The organism is Streptomyces celluloflavus, from assembly GCA_000720995.1.
Taxonomy (GTDB): domain Bacteria; phylum Actinomycetota; class Actinomycetes; order Streptomycetales; family Streptomycetaceae; genus Streptomyces; species Streptomyces celluloflavus.
This window is the reverse complement of the sequence record JOEL01000064.1, coordinates 16923-33283: the sequence shown is the minus strand read 5'-3', so window position 1 is coordinate 33283 and position 16361 is coordinate 16923. Positions and strand designations below refer to the sequence as shown.

At 70.7% G+C, this 16361-nt stretch carries 16 protein-coding genes and 1 rRNA gene; 13 read left to right on the top strand and 4 right to left on the bottom strand.

Going from position 1 to position 16361, the window contains the following annotated elements; genetic code table 11:
* The 9 genes from rrf to IH09_RS32940 form a co-directional block, all read left to right on the top strand.
* Nucleotides 1-74, top strand: a 5S ribosomal RNA gene (gene rrf / locus IH09_RS40915); the annotation flags it as partial.
* Between the two features lie 84 nt (nucleotides 75-158).
* Complete coding sequence (locus IH09_RS32970) at nucleotides 159-803, top strand: HAD family hydrolase (protein WP_052861232.1); 645 nt, start codon at nucleotides 159-161, stop codon at nucleotides 801-803.
* A gap of 134 nt (nucleotides 804-937) precedes the next feature.
* The gene (locus IH09_RS32965) at nucleotides 938-2197 is read left to right on the top strand and encodes an MFS transporter (RefSeq protein WP_052861231.1); all 1260 of its coding nucleotides are present in this window, start codon (nucleotides 938-940) and stop codon (nucleotides 2195-2197) included.
* Nucleotides 2148-3323 carry an acetoin utilization protein AcuC gene (locus IH09_RS32960; RefSeq protein ID WP_052861230.1) on the top strand — a complete coding sequence of 392 codons (1176 nt, stop codon included), beginning with the start codon at nucleotides 2148-2150 and terminating at the stop codon, nucleotides 3321-3323. The genes IH09_RS32965 and IH09_RS32960 overlap by 50 nt, the downstream gene beginning before the upstream one ends.
* Before the next feature lie 193 nt (nucleotides 3324-3516).
* A complete protein-coding gene (locus IH09_RS32955; protein ID WP_110952743.1) occupies nucleotides 3517-4332 on the top strand; it encodes a phosphatase in 816 nt (271 codons plus the stop codon).
* A 128-nt stretch (nucleotides 4333-4460) separates the two neighbouring features.
* Complete coding sequence (locus tag IH09_RS32950) at nucleotides 4461-4670, top strand: helix-turn-helix domain-containing protein (protein WP_014144137.1); 210 nt, start codon at nucleotides 4461-4463, stop codon at nucleotides 4668-4670.
* A 119-nt stretch (nucleotides 4671-4789) separates the two neighbouring features.
* Entirely contained in the window at nucleotides 4790-4888 is a 99-nt protein-coding gene (locus IH09_RS38345) for a 30S ribosomal protein bS22 (RefSeq protein ID WP_003948845.1), read from the top strand.
* A 203-nt stretch (nucleotides 4889-5091) separates the two neighbouring features.
* Entirely contained in the window at nucleotides 5092-6186 is a 1095-nt protein-coding gene (locus IH09_RS32945) for an NAD-dependent epimerase/dehydratase family protein (protein WP_052861228.1), read from the top strand.
* Entirely contained in the window at nucleotides 6155-7159 is a 1005-nt protein-coding gene (locus IH09_RS32940; protein WP_052861227.1) for a lysophospholipid acyltransferase family protein, read from the top strand. The genes IH09_RS32945 and IH09_RS32940 overlap by 32 nt, the downstream gene beginning before the upstream one ends.
* A gap of 84 nt (nucleotides 7160-7243) precedes the next feature.
* Here IH09_RS32940 and IH09_RS32935 read toward each other — a convergent pair whose 3' ends face one another.
* From IH09_RS32935 to IH09_RS32920, 4 genes are all read right to left on the bottom strand, one after another.
* Nucleotides 7244-8458 carry a DUF5667 domain-containing protein gene (locus IH09_RS32935; RefSeq protein ID WP_052861226.1) on the bottom strand — a complete coding sequence of 405 codons (1215 nt, stop codon included), beginning with the start codon at nucleotides 8456-8458 and terminating at the stop codon, nucleotides 7244-7246.
* A 272-nt stretch (nucleotides 8459-8730) separates the two neighbouring features.
* The gene (locus tag IH09_RS32930; protein WP_052861225.1) at nucleotides 8731-9513 is read right to left on the bottom strand and encodes an ECF subfamily RNA polymerase sigma factor, BldN family; all 783 of its coding nucleotides are present in this window, start codon (nucleotides 9511-9513) and stop codon (nucleotides 8731-8733) included.
* Nucleotides 9514-9843: 330 nt separating this feature from the next.
* On the bottom strand, nucleotides 9844-10833 hold the full coding sequence (locus IH09_RS32925) for an HAD family hydrolase (RefSeq protein ID WP_240150686.1): 990 nt from the start codon (nucleotides 10831-10833) through the stop codon (nucleotides 9844-9846).
* A gap of 119 nt (nucleotides 10834-10952) precedes the next feature.
* Nucleotides 10953-11231 carry a glutaredoxin family protein gene (locus tag IH09_RS32920; protein ID WP_052861223.1) on the bottom strand — a complete coding sequence of 93 codons (279 nt, stop codon included), beginning with the start codon at nucleotides 11229-11231 and terminating at the stop codon, nucleotides 10953-10955.
* A 322-nt stretch (nucleotides 11232-11553) separates the two neighbouring features.
* Between IH09_RS32920 and IH09_RS32915 the strand changes: the two genes are divergently transcribed.
* From IH09_RS32915 to IH09_RS32900, 4 genes are read left to right on the top strand one after another with little or no spacing between them, the layout of a single operon-like run.
* A complete protein-coding gene (locus IH09_RS32915) occupies nucleotides 11554-12324 on the top strand; it encodes a redox-sensing transcriptional repressor Rex (protein ID WP_052861222.1) in 771 nt (256 codons plus the stop codon).
* Nucleotides 12321-13718, top strand: a complete 1398-nt coding sequence (locus tag IH09_RS32910; RefSeq protein WP_052861221.1) for a glutamyl-tRNA reductase — start codon at nucleotides 12321-12323, stop codon at nucleotides 13716-13718. Before IH09_RS32915 ends, IH09_RS32910 begins: the two co-directional genes overlap by 4 nt.
* Entirely contained in the window at nucleotides 13715-14704 is a 990-nt protein-coding gene (hemC, locus tag IH09_RS32905) for a hydroxymethylbilane synthase (RefSeq protein ID WP_052861220.1), read from the top strand. The genes IH09_RS32910 and hemC overlap by 4 nt, the downstream gene beginning before the upstream one ends.
* Complete coding sequence (locus IH09_RS32900) at nucleotides 14701-16359, top strand: bifunctional uroporphyrinogen-III C-methyltransferase/uroporphyrinogen-III synthase (RefSeq protein ID WP_052861219.1); 1659 nt, start codon at nucleotides 14701-14703, stop codon at nucleotides 16357-16359. Before hemC ends, IH09_RS32900 begins: the two co-directional genes overlap by 4 nt.
* The last annotated feature ends 2 nt before the right edge of the window (nucleotides 16360-16361 follow it).

Below are 16361 nucleotides of genomic sequence, written 5' to 3'. Positions count from 1 at the left end.
ACCCGGAAGCTAAGCCTTTCAGCGCCGATGGTACTGCAGAGGGGACTCTGTGGGAGAGTAGGACGCCGCCGAACAAATTTTAAGCTCCGGTCTCTGAACTTTTTGGTTCAGAGACCGGAGCTTTTTTGCGTTCCGGAGCGGCTCGGTACGCTCGGGGCATGCGCTACGACCTGGTCATTTTTGATAACGACGGTGTTCTGGTGGACAGCGAGCCGATCTCCAACCGGATCCTCGCCGACTACCTCACCGAATTGGGTCACCCCACCACGTACGAGGATTCGCTCCGCGACTATTTGGGCGCGGCCGTGCACCGTATTCACGACCTGGTTCTGGAGCGTTCCGGTGAGCGGCTGCCGGCCGGTTTCGACGAGAGCTTTCATGCCCGGGTGTTCGAGGCGTTCCGCGCGCAACTGGAGCCCGTACCGGGTGTCGGTGAGGTGTTGCGGGAGCTGGCCGCGGACGGGGTGCCGTACTGCGTCGGGTCGTCCGGGAGCCATGAGCGGATCCGGGTGGCGCTGAACGGGACGGGGCTGTTCGCGTGGTTCGGGGAGGAGCGGATCTTCTCGTCGCAGGATGTGGGGCGCGGGAAGCCGGCGCCGGATCTGTTTCTGCACGCGGCGAAGGTGATGGGGGTGCCGCCCGGGCGGTGCGCGGTGGTCGAGGACAGCCCGCTGGGGGTGCGGGCGGCTCTGGCCGCGGGGATGGATGTTTACGGCTTCACGGCGATGACACCGGGGGAGCGGCTGACCGGGGCCACCGCGCTGTTCTCCGAGATGAAGGAGCTGCCGCGGCTCCTCCAGTAGGCCGCCGGCCGGCCCGCCTGCCGTACGTGCACACCTGCCTGTGCCTGCCGTACGCGTACGCCGGCACCCCCCGGCGGAATTGGCTGTGTGATCCATCTACCCAGCGGTAGCGGGGAGTTCTAGGCTGAGCGGCCATGACGGCCCCTCTGGTTCCAGGAGCGCAGCTGCGGCACGGCCGGGTCTCGCTTGCGCTGAGCTTCTTCGTCCAGGGCGCGGTCTTCGCCCTCCTGGTGACCCGAATACCGGCGATCCAGCAGCGCTATGGGATCTCGGACGGGCTGCTGCCCGCCTTCCTGGCGGCGGTGCCGGTGCTCGCGGGCGTCGGCAGTTTGGTCACCGAGCACCTGGTCAAGCGGGTGCGGCCCAGCAGGGTGCTGCGGGGAGTGCAGCCCGTGGTGTGCCTGGCGCTGCTGGCCGTCGGGTCGGCCGGCGGGCTGGCGCAAGTGGCCGTGGCGCTGGCGGCGTTCGGGCTGCTGGTGGGGGCGCTGGACGCCTCGATGAACATGCTCGGGGTGAGTTTGCAGCGCGCGTACGGGCGGAGCATCATGCTCGGCTTTCACGCCGCGTACAGCCTGGGCGGCATCGTGGGGGCCTCGCTGGCCTGGGTGGGGGCGCACTGGCAGCTGTCGCTGGAGGTGCTGTACGGGCCGGTGGTGGCGGTGTTGGTGCCGTTGGCGCTGGTCGTGGGCCGGTGGTTCGTGGACCGCGACCCCGGGGGTGCGCAGGGCGGTCCGGCAGTGACCGGTGAGGCCAAGACCCCTCCCGTTGTGATGAAGCTGCTGTTGCCGCTGTGTCTGGTGATGGCGTTCGCGTACATCGGGGATTCGACGGTCTCCAACTGGAGCGCGAAGTACTTGCAGGATGTGCTGGGCAGTTCGGAGCAGCTCGCGACCGTGCCGTACAACGTCTATATGGTCACCACGCTGCTGGGGCGGTCGGTCGGCGATCTGGGGGTGCGGCGGTTCGGGGCGGTGGCCGTGGTGCGGACCGGGACGGTGGTCGCGGCGGTCGGTTTCGCGGTGGTGGCGGTGGCGCCCGGCGCGTGGGCGGGGATGGCGGGGTTCACGCTGCTCGGGCTGGGGCTGTGTGTGATCGTGCCGCAGACTTTCGCGGCAGCCGGGCGGCAGGCTGGTGAGAAGTTGGGCCCCGAAGCTTCGGATATGGCCATTGCGCGACTGAATATCTTCAACTACGTGGGCTTTCTGGTCGGTTCACCGCTGGTCGGTGCGCTCGGTGATGCCTGGAGCTACCGCGGGGCGATGCTCGTACCGATGGCCCTGGTGCTGGTGACGCTGGTGTACGCCCGCTCGTTCGGGTCATCGTCGGCCCGGTACGGTGACGGGCATGAGCGGCCGCGCACAGCTGATGTGGGACGAGGCAGTAACGGGCTATGACTTCGGGCCCGGACATCCGATGGACCCGGTCCGGCTCGCGCTGACCATGCGGCTGGTGGAGGCGTACGGGCTCGACCGGGGCCCGCTGGAGGTGGTCGCGGCCGCGGCGGCCGGGGACTCCACGCTGCGGCTGGTGCACCGTGCGGACTATCTTGACGCGGTCCGCCGCGCGTCGGCCGACCCCGCCTCGGCGGACATCTCGTACGGCCTGGGGACGGTGGACGACCCGGCGTTCGCGGGGATGCACGAGGCGTCGGCGCTGATCGCCGGGCAGTCGGTCGGCGCGGCGGAAGCGGTCTGGGGTGGTGCCGCGCTGCACGCGGTGAACTTCGCCGGCGGGCTGCACCACGCGATGCCGGGCGGCGCGGCCGGTTTCTGCGTCTACAACGACGCGGCGCTGGCGATCGCCTGGCTGCTGGAGCTGGGCGCGCGGCGGGTCGCGTATGTGGATGTGGACGTCCACCACGGTGACGGGGTGCAGGCGGCGTTCTGGGACGACCCGCGGGTGCTGACGATCTCGCTGCACGAGCATCCCCGGACACTCTTTCCGGGGACCGGATGGCCGACGGAAACCGGCGGGGCCGGTGCGGAGGGCAGCGCGGTGAATGTGGCGCTGCCGGCCGGGACCGGTGACGCGGGGTGGCTGCGGGCCTTTCACGCGGTGGTGCCGGAGCTGCTCGGCGCGTTCCGGCCGGATGTGATCGTCTCGCAGCACGGCGCGGATACCCACTTCGATGACCCGCTCGCGCATCTGGCGGTCAGCGTCGACGCGCAGCGGGCGGTGGCCATGTCCTGCCACGAGCTGGCGCACGAGCACGCGGCCGGTCGGTGGGTTGCGCTCGGTGGCGGCGGCTATGCGGTGGTGGACGTGGTGCCGCGCAGTTGGACGCATCTGACGGCGATCGCGGCCGGCCGGCCGATCGACCCGGGCACGCCGGTGCCCGAGGCATGGCGGCACGAAGTGTTCCGCAGGACGCGGCAGTTGGCGCCGCAGCGGATGACGGACGGGCGTGAGCCGCGCTGGCGGGACTTCGCCGACGGCGGCTACGACCCCGCCGACCGGCTGGACCAGGCGGTGCTGGCCACCCGCCGGGCGGTGTTCCCGGCGCACGGGCTGCTGCCGTAGGCCGGGTCCGCGACGGACGGCAGCGGTAGCCAGGGCTGTTGGGGTTGTCGGGGCGTAGCGCCGCACGGTGGGCCGGGACCGAGGCGTGGCCGGACCGGCTCCCTACGGCCGCGGGTGGCGCCACGCCCACGGATGTGTGACTACCTGTCGGTTCGGGCATCCGGCGCGCGGCCAACGGGCCAGTATGGGCCGGGTGTCGGGGACCGGTGCGCTGCGGGCGCATCTGATCGAGGCGCGGCTCGCGGGGACGATCGCGACCCCGCGCGAGAAGAGTCTGGGCCGCTACCGGCTCTTCGCGGCGCGTGACCCCCGGGCGTTGCTCGGGCTGGAACCCGAACGGGACTGGTCGGTCGGGGAAGTTCTGCGACTCATGGGGCGGGAGTGCGGGGTTTCGGTCGATCCCGCGCATACTTCCGGCCCCGACGAGATCGATCCTGATCGTACGATCGCGGCGCTGGACCGTTTTGCCGAGCGGGTCGGCGAGGCGGCCGACCGGCGGGCGCCGGTGCTGATCGGCACCGGCCATCCGCACCGGCTGCTGGAGTTCTACGCCGTACTGGCAGACGCTCTCTCGTCAGCGGGCTGCACCGTCCTCACCCCGGCGTATGGCAGCAGTATCGACATGACGACCCGGTTCGGGCTACGTACGTACACCCTTGAGTACGTACGAGGAGTCGCGATGATGCGCGAGCCCGGCGTGCGGGGCGCACCGGATGTGGGGGGCGTGCACACCCATTCGCCGCTTCCGGTGCGTACCGTCCTCGGCGCCGCGGCGGACGCCATGGGGCCACTGCCGGGTCTGGTCATCGGGGACCACGGATGGGTCTGCGGGGCAGGTCAGCTGGGCATCGAGGCCATTGGGCTGGCGGATACGGACGATCCCGCGCTGTTCGTCGGCCAGGCGGAGGGACGGGTGTCGGTGGCCGTTCCGCTCGATGATGCCGTGCGATCCGTCTCCTATCTGCCACTGGTGCGATATGTGCTCAATCAGGCGTATCTGTCACGGTAGGCGGCTGTTCACAGCTCCTCTTCCCCACTCGCATCACCCGCCCCTAATCTGGGGAGTGAGCGCATAGCGACGAAGAGTCACCGGAGGGGAAGCCGGTGCCCGTCTTATGCGGAAGGTGCAGGTGTGTCATGGCTGCGGACCAGAGGCCTCTCAACGAGGTCGTGTTTCTGACGGTGGCGGAAGTAGCTACCGTGATGCGTGTGTCGAAGATGACCGTGTACCGCTTGGTGCACAGCGGTCATCTGCCCGCGATCCGGGTGGGGAGGTCCTTCCGGGTTCCGGAGCAGGCGGTTCACGACTACCTCCGCGAGTCGTACGTGGGGGTGGAATCGGCCTGAGGGGCCTGTGGTGACCCTCGGATTACGCCGTACGCCCGGCGCCGGGTAGGCTGGCCCGATGTAGGTAGTGTGGGCTCGGACGCCCCGCACCGAGTGATTCGAAGTAAGCGAGGGTAGTCGTGGGCTCTGTTATCAAGAAGCGGCGCAAGCGGATGGCCAAGAAGAAGCACCGCAAGCTGCTCAAGCGCACCCGCGTTCAGCGTCGTAACAAGAAGTAAGCGACGCTGATCGCGATTTCGCAGCCCCCCATCACCTCTGTGTGGTGGGGGGCTGCGGTGCGTTCATGGCCCGAATGGGCGGTGCGCGGGCAGGAAATGCGGCCAGGGCATCGTGTGGTCATCACAGCGCAACACCGACCCGATAGCGTGACGGGCACAGCTCGGCTCAGGTGAAGGCCGAGGGCGGGAAGGAAGGGCTGATCTTGGGCAAGGTCGTGCTCGTCACGGGAGCCGCGCGGCAACTGGCGGGCCGGTTCGTCCGCCGTATCCAGCGTGACCCCGACGTCGATCGGGTGATCGGTGTCGATGCCGTGCCCCCGGAGCACCATTTGGGTGGCGCCGAATTCCTCAAAGCCGATATCCGGCATCCGACGATTGCCCGGGTCCTGGCCGAGACGGGTGTCGACACCGTTGTCCATATGGACATCAACGGCACGCCCCTGGGCAGCCGTGGCGGTCGCGCCGTGGTGAAGGAAACCAATGTCATCGGGACCATGCAGCTGCTCGGCGCCTGTCAGAAGGCGCCGAATGTGCAGCGACTGGTCGTCAAATCCAGTACGAGCGTCTACGGCTCCGCGCCCCGCGACCCGGCGGTCTTCACCGAGACCACCCCGCCGAAGTCGCTGCCCGGCGGCGGCTTCGCCAAGGACGCCGTCGAGGTCGAGGGGTACGTCCGGGGCTTCGCCCGGCGCCGGCCCGATGTGGCGGTGTGCGTACTGCGCTTCGCGAACATCCTCGGGCCGTGCGCGGACTCGCCGCTCGCCGAGTACTTCTCGCTGCCCGTCCTGCCCACGGTCCTCGGCTACGACCCGCGGCTCCAGTTCGTTCACGAGGACGACGCGATCGAGGTCCTGCGGATCGCCGCCTCCGCGCCACGCCGCGGCACGCTCAACAGCGGCACGTTCAATATCGCCGGGGACGGTGTGCTGCTGCTCTCGCAGACCTCCCGGCGGCTCGGACGGCCCACTCTGCCGCTGTTCCTGCCGACGGTGATGTGGGCCGGTACGGCGCTGCGGGCCATCGGTATCTCGGACTTCTCGCCGGAACAGATCCGGATGCTCACGCACGGCCGGGTCGTCCAGACGACACAGATGCGCGAGACACTGGGGTTCCAGCCGCAGTACACGACGGCGGAGACCTTTGCGGAGTTCGCCGGCAGCCGGGGACCCGGGCTGCTGCCGCCGGAGTCCCTCGCCCGTACCGTCGACCGGCTCGCCGCCGTGCTGCCCGCACGCGCGGCCCGACCCAGTGAGGAGTTCACCCACGATGGCGGACGCCAAGGTCATTCCCTTCGGTGAGGAGCCTCGGGCGCGCAGAAAGTCCCTGCGGGCCGGGCGTGCGGGGCGCGGTCCGGTGCTGGCGCCCGTACCGGAGGCGCGGACCGGGCCCGACGAGCCGGCGGAGCCCGGCCGCCCGGCGGAGCGTCCCGCGCGCTCCCTGGACGAGCGGATCGCGGGCGGGCTGAACTTCCTGCGCCGGCGGATCACCGGCGACTACGAGATCGACGACTTCGGCTACGACGAGGAGCTGACCGACCAGGTCCTGATGTCGCTGCTGCGGCCGCTGGCCGAGAAGTACTTCCGGGTCGAGGTGCGGGGCATCGAGAACATCCCCGGGAAGGGCGGCGCGCTGATCGTCGCCAATCACTCCGGGACGCTGCCGCTGGACGGCTTGATGCTTCAGGTCGCGGTGCACGACAATCACCCGGCCCAGCGGCATCTGCGGCTGCTGGCGGCCGATTTGGTCTTTGTGCTGCCGGTGATAAACGAGCTGGCGCGCAAGGCCGGGCACACCCTCGCCTGCGCGGAGGACGCGCAGCGGCTGCTGGAGCGCGGTGAGGTCGTCGGGGTGATGCCGGAGGGCTTCAAGGGCATCGGCAAGCCCTTCGCGGACCGCTACAAGCTCCAGCGCTTCGGGCGGGGCGGTTTCGTCTCGACGGCGCTGAAGGCCGGTGTGCCGATCGTGCCGTGCTCGATCGTGGGCGCGGAGGAGATCTACCCGATGATCGGGAACGCCAAGACGCTGGCGCGGGTGCTGGGCATTCCGTATTTCCCGGTCACGCCGACCTTCCCGTGGCTGGGGCCGCTGGGCGCGGTGCCGCTGCCGACGAAGTGGACGATCCAGTTCGGCGAACCGATCGCCACGGACGGCTATTCGCCGGAGGCGGCCGACGATCCGATGCTGATGTTCAACCTGACCGACCAGGTTCGCGAAACGATTCAGCACACGCTCTACAAGCTGCTGGTGCAGCGACGCTCGGTGTTCTTCTGAGGGAAGGACCGGAAGAACACCGAGCGCGCCGCTGATACCGCTTCAGTCCGCTTCGGGCGGCCGCCTGCCGCGGACTGTTCCGTGCTACTTCGTCAGGTCCTCGCCGTCGATGCCCAGACCGGGAAGCAGTCCCGGGATCAGCGGCGGGAGGGTGACGGCGGGCTGACCGGGGGCGTCCTTGCCCTTGCCGTGGCTGTGGTCAGCGGGTGGTGCCGGACTGCTCCCCTTGGCCGGCGGGGCCAGCAGGCCGCCCGTGTCGCCGCCGAGCAGGCCGTCGTCCTGGGACGGCGAGGCCGACGGGCGGGGGGCGTGCCCCTCGCTGCGGTGTCTGCCGGTGCCGGGCCCGATATCGGCGGGTGCCGAGTGACCGCGGTGGCCGGATTCGGTGCCCGCGGTGCTGGGTGCCACGCGGTGGCGGCTCTTGCTGCCCGGGGCGGATGGCAGCAGTGAGCGCAGCGGACCGACCTCGTCGTCTATGGCGTCGAAGACCGAGCTGACCTGGTCGCGGACGTCCATGAGCTGCACCGGGAGCCGGTCGCGCAGCTGTGTCCAGGTGTCCCGGTGCGACTTGGTGAAGGAGTTCAGCGCCTGGATGGGGTCGAGCGAGCCGTCGCGTGCGTACGCCTCGTGCAGCAGGCGGTGGCCTTCTCCGGCGTCGTGCTCGACGCCGTTGAGCGCCTTGCGGACCTCGCCCAGCGATTCGTGGTCGAGGTCGGCGATGCGGCCGCGCTCCATCAGGCGTCGGGCCTCCATCATGCGCATGGACGCCTGGTCGAGGTAGAGCTGCCCGCGGTCGGAGTCGTCGTCGGCCATGCCGAGTCTGAGGTCCTCCATACCGCGCTTGAGGCCGTACAAGGAGTCGCCGGGTAGTGCGTCGGAGCTGGCCGCCGCGACGCCGGTGAACGCCCCGGCGGCGACGCCGACCGTCAGCCCGCCCGCCGCCAGCCCTTTGGAGAGCCGGGAGCGCGGCCGCAGCCGGCCGATCGATTTCGCCGCGCGGTGCGCGCCTTTGGCGGCGCGCTGCTCGGGCACCCTGGCACCGTCGGACGGAGCGCCTTCGGCGAAGGCGGCCTCCATCGCGGCGATGAGCTGGGCGCGCTGGACTGTTTTGACCTCGGTGGCCATCTCCGGCCTCGGGAGCCTCCCGAGGCCGTCGGCGACCGCCAACAGCCGTGCTTCTCCCGGCGTCTGCGCCGGTGTGTCGACCTGGTCCTCGGCCGCCGAGTCCTGGAGGTCCTGCTCCTCCAGGGACTGGGCGAAGGCGTTGGCCCGCCGGTGCACCGAGACATTCGCGATCACGGGCGGCACCTCCTCTCGTCATCCCGCTCGACTCCCCGGACTGGCTTTGACCATCCAGACGGACCGGACGGTTGCACGCCGTAATACGCGGCCACTCGTTCGAGTGAGAGGCAGCGGATACGGCGTGACCGCATGGAGCCTGCATTCCGCACAACGAGCGGTTCGGCACTCGGGTTACGCACTCACGATGATCTGACCGACCGGGCACACGCGGTCACCAAGAGTAAGCGAGGGGTGGTGTGGAAGGGGGCTGCCGGGGATGGTGGCAGGCGTCAGCGGGCGTCTTCCGGGAGGAGCCGCGCCAGGGTGCGCACGGCCCGGTACTGGAGGGTCTTGATCGCGCCCTCGTTCTTTCCCATCACGCGGGCGGTCTCGGCGACCGAGAGGCCCTGGAGGAAGCGCAGGGTGACGCATTCCTGCTGTTGGGGGTTGAGCTTGCGGACCGCCTCCAGCAGGGCGGCGTTGGACAGCGATTCGAGGACCGAGTCCTCGGGGCTGCGCTCGACCTCGTTGGCGTCGAGCATCTCGCCGGTGGTGACTTCCAGGCGGAAGCGAGAGGACTTGAAATGGTCGGCGACGAGGTTGCGGGCGATGGTCACCAGCCAGGCGCCGAAGTCACGGCCCTGCCAGGTGAAGGTGCCGATGCGGCGCAGGGCGCGCAGGAACGTCTCGCTGGTGAGGTCCTCGGCCGTGGCCCGGCCGCCGACGCGGTAGTAGATGTAGCGGTAGACCGTGTCGGCGTACTGGTCGTAGAGGCGGCCGAACGCCTCGGCCTCGCCGGCCTGGGCGCGTTCGACGAGATCCATCATGCGACGGCTGTCGCTGTCGGCGGGGCGACGGGCGGTGGACGTGCCGACGCCGGAGCGCCGGGTTCTGCCGGCGGCCTTGCCGACCGCAGTACTACCGTCGGCCAAGGAGTAGCAGGGGCCGGCGGGGACGGCTGAGGCGATTGCGGGGACGGCGTACGCGGTGGGGACAAAACTGCGCAGGTGGTCGACGAGTGTCGTACGCAGCGTAGCCAGGCCCGAGGCGTCAACCCCGACGTGTGGGTACACGGGACTCCCAGAGGCAGAGCTTCCATCACGTGCAGTGCGGGACCATTCACCCGTCGTAGGGACGTGTGGGTTCCGGATTGCGTCTGAGGAGAATAACGCTTCGTACAGGCAGCGCTACACCCAGTTGCTCAAATCATCGATTACTTACGGTCCGTGCCGGGTTGGTTGCGGATCGAGTATCGAATACTGGGCAACTCTTGATCGGAAGGGAACGTAATCTGCCTGGTTGGAGGGCGTGTTGTGGTTACCCGGTGGCAACAGGACTGCCGGGAGAGTTGCCGGGGTAGGCAGCGGGGATGGCCCGCTGCGCTGCCCCGTGATCAACCCTGGTCAGCGGCGGCGGCGCTGGAGCGCGACCGCGGCGGCGGCGCCGCCCGCGAGGGCGCCCACGACGGCCGCCGCCGGAATGCCGACCCGGACCGCCTTGCGGCCCGTCCGGTAGTCGCGCAGCCGCCAGCCGTGCTCCCGGGCGTGCTTGAGCAGCCGGCTGTCGGGATTGATCGCGTACGGATGCCCGACCAGCGAGAGCATCGGGATGTCGTTGGCGGAATCGCTGTAGGCGGCGCAGTGCGACAGGTCCAGGCCCTCGGCCGCGGCGAGGGCGCGGACGGCCTCGGCCTTGGCCGGGCCGTGCAGCGGTTCGCCCACCAACTTGCCGGTGTAGACGCCGCCGACGGATTCGGCGACGGTGCCCAGCGCGCCGGTCAGGCCGAGCCGGCGGGCGATGATCGTCGCGGTCTCGACCGGGGCCGCGGTCACCAGCCAGACCTTCTGGCCGGCGTCGAGGTGGGCCTGGGCGAGCGCGCGGGTGCCGGGCCAGACGCGCTCGGCCATGTACTCGTCGTAGATCTCCTCGCCCATCGACATCAACTCGGCGACGCGGTGGCCCTGGACGATGGAGAGCGCGCTGTTGCGGACGTCCGCCATGTGCTCGGGGTTCTCCGAGCCGGCCAGCCGGAAGTAGATCTGCTGCCAGGCGAAGCGGGCCAGATCGCGCTTGTGGAAGAAGTGGCGTTTGTACAGGCCGCGGCCGAAGTGGAAGAGGGCCGCGCCCTGCATGACGGTGTTGTCGAGGTCGAAGAAGGCGGCGGCGGAGGTGTCCCCGACGACCGGGAACTCGGGCTCCCGCGGGGTCTCGTCGAGGGCCTCGGCGGCGGCGGGCGCTTCCTGGGTGGACTTCCGGGCGGCCTCGGCCGCGGCCTCGCCGGCCAGCACGCTGCGGGCGGTGGCGGGTCGTCTGCGGCGGGTGAACCATCCCGTGGGGAAGTGCGTTCCGGAGGGGCTCCTACCAGGGCGGTGATCGGGCGACGGGTGGGCCATGCGGCTAGCCTAGCCAGTTTGTTCGGAGCTTCCGGTTACGGCGGTATGTCCGGCAGGCCGGGGGCGGCCGACGGGCGTGTTACGGCCACCAGGAGGCGGTACCGCGGGGGCGCGCGGGTTCAGGCGCCCAGTGCCGAGCGCAGGCGCTCGGGGTTCACCCGCCAGAAGTCGTGCTGTGCGCCGTCGACGAGGACGACCGGAATTTGCTCCCAGTACTTGCGGTGCAGTTCGGCGTCCTCGGTGATGTCCTTCTTCTCCCAGGACGCGCCCGTCTCGGCGCACACCTTCTCGATCACGGCCTGTGCGTCGTCGCACAGGTGGCAGCCCGGCTTCCCGATGAGGGTGACCAGGCGCTCGGCGGGGTTTTTGCGGGTGCTGCGGCTGAACAAGGGGGCCATGCGGCCATTGTGCCTGGCTCGCGGCGGTGCGCCGGCGGCCCGTGGTCGATTACCATCGGTGGGCGATTTGTAGGTTTCCGGGGGATATAGCGGTGAGGAGTGGAGGCGCGTGCTCCCGCGTTGCCGGTGCGAAGCGGGTGAACGGCGTGGCGGTGGAGTTGGTTCCGCGAACCCTCGGAAAAGCTGCGTGACCCCGGTCACTTTGGGCGGACAAAGCGGACACCATCTTTGTGCACGCGTTCACAAAGACATAGCCTGCTGTGGACGGGGCGGTCCGGGGACAGACGGCCGCCCGCAGCCCCGCTCTACCCGCAGGAGCACCGTGGCAACTGGCCGAACTCACCGACCGGCGACCCGAAGCCGAGGCATTCCCGAGGCCACCGTCGCCCGTCTCCCGCTGTATCTGCGTGCCCTGACCGCGCTCTCCGAGCGCTCGGTCCCCACGGTCTCCTCCGAGGAGCTCGCGGCCGCGGCGGGAGTAAATTCCGCCAAACTCCGCAAGGACTTCTCCTACCTCGGCTCGTACGGAACCCGGGGTGTCGGCTACGACGTGGAGTACCTCGTCTACCAGATCTCGCGTGAGCTCGGCCTGACCCAGGACTGGCCCGTCGTCATCGTCGGTATCGGCAACCTCGGCGCGGCGCTCGCCAACTACGGCGGCTTCGCCTCCCGTGGCTTCCGCGTCGCCGCGCTGATCGACGCCGACCCTGCCATGGCCGGCAAGCCCGTCGCGGGCATCGCGGTGCAGCACACCGACGAGCTGGAGCAGATCATCGCCGACAACGGCGTCTCCATCGGTGTCATCGCGACGCCGGCGGGCGCGGCCCAGCAGGTCTGTGACCGTCTGGTCGCCGCCGGTGTCACCTCGATCCTCAACTTCGCGCCGACCGTACTGACCGTCCCGGACGGGGTGGACGTACGGAAGGTCGATCTCTCCATAGAGCTCCAGATCCTCGCCTTCCACGAGCAGCGCAAGGCGGGCGAGGACGCCGCGCACGACGGCGGGCGGACGGCCCCGGCGGTCCGCGCCGCCACCGTCGCGGCGGATCGCAAGGGACCTGACGGGGATGTGCCCGCCGTGATGCCGGCATGAGTCTTCTCGTTGTCGGGCTGAGCCACCGCAGTGCGCCGGTGAGCGTGCTGGAGCGGGCCGCGCTGGCCCCCGAGGTGCGCGGCAAGCTGCTCCAGGACGCGGTGTCGGCGGAGCCGGCCGGCGAGTCCGCGGTGCTCTCCACCTGTAACCGCATCGAGCTCTACGCCGACGTGGACAAGTTCCACGCCGGGGTCGCCGAGCTGTCCACCGTGCTGGCCCGCCACGGCGGCGCCGGTCTGGAGGAGCTCACCCCTTATCTCTACGTCCACTACGAGGACCGCGCCGTCCACCACCTGTTCTCGGTGGCCTGCGGGCTGGACTCGATGGTCGTCGGCGAGGGCCAGATCCTCGGGCAGATCAAGGACGCGCTAGCCGTCGCGCAGGAGCAGCACACCGCGGGCCGGCTGCTCAATGACCTCTTCCAGCAGGCCCTGCGGGTCGGCAAGCGCGCCCACAGCGAGACCGGGATCGACCGGGCCGGACAGTCGCTGGTCACCTTCGGCCTGGAGCAGCTGGCCGGCGACCGGGACGTCGCGGCGTGGGCCGGCGGCAAGCGGGCGCTGGTGATCGGCGCGGGTTCGATGTCCTCGCTGGCCGCCACCACCCTCGCGCGGGCCGGTGTCGGCGAGCTGGCGGTGGCCAACCGCACCGTCGAGCGGGCCGAGCGGCTGACCCGGATCCTGACCGAGCCGGGCGGCCCCGGCGCCGCGCACGGGCTGAGCGCCCGCGCGGTGCCGATGGACGCCGTCGCGGCGGAGCTGGCGCGCGCGGACGTGGTCATCTCCTGCACGGGTGCGGCCGGGCTCCAGCTGACGGGTGCGGCGGTCGAGGCCGCGGTCCGCGGGCGCGGCGGGGACCTGTCGCTGCTCGACCTTGCGATGCCGCGCGACATCGATGCCGCGGTGCACCGGATCGAGGGTGCGCACCTCGTCGACATCGAGTCGCTGGCCGACGCGTCCGCCACGGCCGCCGATCGGCCGGAGTCCTCGGCGGGGGCGGTGACGGCCGATGTGGAAGCGGTGCGCGGCATCGTCTCCGAGGAGGTCGCCGCCTTCGGTGCCGCCCAGCGGGCCGCGCACATCACTCCTACCGTGGTCGCCCTGCGCACCATGGCCGCGGACGTCGTCGCGGGCGAGATCGCCCGGCTCGACGGCCGCCTCCCCGACCTGGACGACAAGCAGCGCGCCGAGATCACCCAGACCGTGCGCCGCGTCGTCGACAAACTCCTGCACGCGCCCACCGTGCGGGTCAAGCAGCTCGCGAGCGAGCCCGGTGGTGCCGGGTACGCGGACGCGCTGCGGGAACTCTTCGATCTGGACCCCCAGACGGTCGCCGCCGTCAGCAGGGCCGACACGCGGGCCGAGAGGCCCGATGCAGCACGGGAGCGGGCATGACTGACAGCACTATGAGGGCCCTGAGGCTGGGTACGCGGCGGAGCAAGCTCGCCATGGCCCAGTCCGGACACGTCGCCGAGGCGGTGCGCGAGCTGACGGGCCGCCCCGTCGAGCTGGTGGAGATCACCACGTACGGCGACACCTCCCGCGAGCACCTCGCGCAGATCGGCGGCACCGGCGTCTTCGTCTCCGCGCTGCGCGACGCCCTGCTCGCAGGGGAGATCGACTTCGCCGTCCACTCGCTCAAGGACCTGCCCACCGCGCAGCCCGGGAACCTGACGCTGGCCGCCGTGCCGGTGCGCGTGGACCCCCGGGACGCGCTGATCGCCCGGGACGGGCTGACCTTCGAGGAGCTGACCGCCGACGAGGGCCGGGTGGCGCGCATCGGCACCGGCTCGCCGCGTCGTATGGCGCAGCTGAACGCCTGGGCCAGGTCGCTCGGCCGGCGCGTGGAGACCGTACCGATCCGCGGGAACATCGACTCCCGGCTCGGCTTCGTCGAGAAGGGCGAGCTGGACGGGATCGTCCTGGCCGCCGCCGGGCTCACCCGGATCGGCCGGATCGACGAGGCGACGCAGCTGCTGTCGCCCGACGTAGTTTTGCCCGCCCCCGGCCAGGGGGCCCTGGCGGTCGAGTGCGCTGCGGTCAACGCAGACCTCGCCGCCCAGCTCGCCGAGCTCGACGACCCGTTCACCCGGGCCGCCGTGACCGCCGAGCGTTCCCTGCTCGCCGCCCTGGAGGCCGGCTGCTCCGCACCTGTGGGTGCGCTGGCCGACCTGCGGGCCGACGAACAGGCTGCCACCGAAATGCGCCTGCGCGGCGTCGTCGGTTCGACCGACGGCAGCGTGCTGGTGCAGCTGTCCACCACCGGGCACGTACCCGCCTCTCCCGACGACATGACGGCCCCGCTGAACATGGGCCGTGAACTCGCCGCCGAGATGCTCGCAAAGGGTGCGGCCGGTCTTATGGGGGAGCGAGCACTTTGAACCCCACCGCCCCTAACCACTCCGCCTCCGGTCAGGTCACCTTCCTGGGTGCCGGGCCGGGAGACCCGGGTCTGCTGACGCTGCGTGCCGTGGAGGCGCTGTCGCACGCGGATGTGCTGATCGCCGACCCGCAGGTGCTGGACGTCGTCCGGGTGCATGCGCGCGCGCATGTGGACACACCACTCCAGGCATCAGCTGACGAGACGTCAATTCCCGTCACCTCCACCGACGTTTCGTCGATTCGGAACACCGCCAATCTTGTCATGGCGGCCGCCCGCGCCGGCAAGCGGGTGGTGCGTGCCGTGACCGGTGACCCCGGTCTGGACGGGTATGTCGCCGAGGAGATGCTGGCGTGCGCCGCCGAGGGCATCGTCTTCGAGGTCGTACCCGGTGTCGCCACCGCGGTCGGCGTGCCCGCGTACGCCGGTGTGCCGCTGCGGGACGCGCAGGGCACGGACGTGCGCTTCATCGACGCCCGCAGTGCCGATGACCGTTGCTGGTCCGAGCTGGGCACCAGCGACGCCACGGCCGTCGTCTCCACCACGCTGGACTCGGTGGCCGCGGCCGCCGCCGAGCTGGTGGCCGCGGGCCGCAAGCCCGATACCCCGCTGTCCGTCACGGTCGCCGGCACCACCACCCGCCAGCGCACCTGGAACGCGACCCTCGGGTCCGTCGCCCAGGTGCTCAAGGCCGCCAAGGTGCTGCCGTCACCGGACGGCGGCCAGCCGGTCATAGCCGTGGTCGGTGAGCGCAGCGCCGCGGCGCAGCGGGGCCAGCTGTCGTGGTTCGAGTCCAAGCCGCTCTTCGGCTGGCGGGTGCTCGTACCGCGGACGAAGGAGCAGGCCGCGTCGCTCTCCGACCAGCTCGTCTCGTACGGCGCGGTGCCGCACGAGGTCCCGACGATCGCCGTCGAACCGCCGCGCACCCCGCAGCAGATGGAGCGCGCGGTCAAGGGCCTGGTGACCGGCCGCTACGAGTGGATCGCCTTCACCTCGGTCAACGCCGTCAAGGCCGTCCGGGAGAAGTTCGAGGAGTACGGCCTGGACGCCCGCGCGTTCGCCGGGATCAAGGTCGCCGCGGTCGGCGAGCAGACCGCCAGGGCGCTGGTCGACTTCGGTGTGAAGCCGGACCTGGTGCCCTCCGGTGAGCAGTCGGCCGCCGGTCTGCTGGAGGACTGGCCGCCCTACGACCCGGTCTTCGACCCGATCGACCGGGTCTTCCTGCCGCGCGCCGACATCGCCACCGAGACCCTGGTGGCCGGGCTGATCGAGCTGGGCTGGGAGGTGGACGACGTCACCGCCTACCGGACGGTGCGCGCCTCGCCGCCGCCGGCCGACACCCGCGAGGCGATCAAGGGCGGCGGCTTCGACGCGGTCCTGTTCACCTCGTCCTCGACCGTCCGCAACCTGGTCGGCATCGCGGGCAAGCCGCACAACGTGACCGTGATCGCCTGTATCGGCCCGGCCACCGCCAAGACCGCCGAGGAGCACGGGCTGCGCGTGGACGTCATGTCGCCCGAGCCCTCGGTGCACAAGCTGGCCGAAGCGCTCGCGGACTTCGGGGCGGCGCGGCGCGATGCCGCGATGGAGGCCGGCGACCCGGTCACCCGTCCCAGCGAGCGGCGGCCCGGATCGCGTAGGAGGGCTCGCAGTTGAGC

Excerpts from the sequence above, each read along its gene's own strand:
- IH09_RS32970 (WP_052861232.1), top strand. The coding sequence starts at position 159 with ATGCGCTACGACCTGGTCATTTTTGATAACGACGGTGTTCTGGTGGAC.
- IH09_RS32965 (WP_052861231.1), top strand. The coding sequence starts at position 938 with ATGACGGCCCCTCTGGTTCCAGGAGCGCAGCTGCGGCACGGCCGGGTC.
- IH09_RS32960 (WP_052861230.1), top strand. The coding sequence starts at position 2,148 with ATGAGCGGCCGCGCACAGCTGATGTGGGACGAGGCAGTAACGGGCTAT.
- IH09_RS32950 (WP_014144137.1), top strand. The coding sequence starts at position 4,461 with ATGGCTGCGGACCAGAGGCCTCTCAACGAGGTCGTGTTTCTGACGGTG.
- IH09_RS32940 (WP_052861227.1), top strand. The coding sequence starts at position 6,155 with ATGGCGGACGCCAAGGTCATTCCCTTCGGTGAGGAGCCTCGGGCGCGC.
- IH09_RS32925 (WP_240150686.1), bottom strand. The coding sequence starts at position 10,833 with ATGGCCCACCCGTCGCCCGATCACCGCCCTGGTAGGAGCCCCTCCGGA.
- IH09_RS32920 (WP_052861223.1), bottom strand. The coding sequence starts at position 11,231 with ATGGCCCCCTTGTTCAGCCGCAGCACCCGCAAAAACCCCGCCGAGCGC.
- IH09_RS32910 (WP_052861221.1), top strand. The coding sequence starts at position 12,321 with ATGAGTCTTCTCGTTGTCGGGCTGAGCCACCGCAGTGCGCCGGTGAGC.
- hemC (WP_052861220.1), top strand. The coding sequence starts at position 13,715 with ATGACTGACAGCACTATGAGGGCCCTGAGGCTGGGTACGCGGCGGAGC.